This is a genomic window from Pseudoalteromonas sp. SIMBA_162, assembly GCF_046535955.1.
GTDB lineage: Bacteria > Pseudomonadota > Gammaproteobacteria > Enterobacterales > Alteromonadaceae > Pseudoalteromonas > Pseudoalteromonas marina.
In genome coordinates this window covers 1-291 of sequence record NZ_JAWJBQ010000239.1, presented here as the reverse complement: position 1 = coordinate 291, position 291 = coordinate 1, and the positions used below count along the sequence as shown (strand labels likewise).

1 protein-coding gene is annotated in these 291 nt (G+C 30.2%); it reads left to right on the top strand.

The window, feature by feature from the left end:
• The coding region (locus R0J88_RS19505) for a hypothetical protein (protein ID WP_410900798.1) at positions 1-291 on the top strand (291 nt) is incomplete at both ends.

Genomic DNA, 291 nt, shown 5'->3' with positions numbered 1-291 from the left:
GCGACTCTGCTTCTAATTCAAAAAAAGGAAGACTTTATGTTAATTCAACGAATGGACGTTTGTTTGTAACGGATTCGGAAACCTTGCGTAATTGGAAAGAATGCGGGATTAATCTTTATAAAGATGTGTATGAACAAAACTTTAATGAAGTCACAAATGGAAATTGTCTTTTTGATACAGAATCTGTACATAATATTACATCTTACTTATTTAATAAAAACGATCCTAACTTATATAAAACAAATCTAGTTGAACCTTTCGATGTGGAAAATATGGTTAAAATAGGAAAGG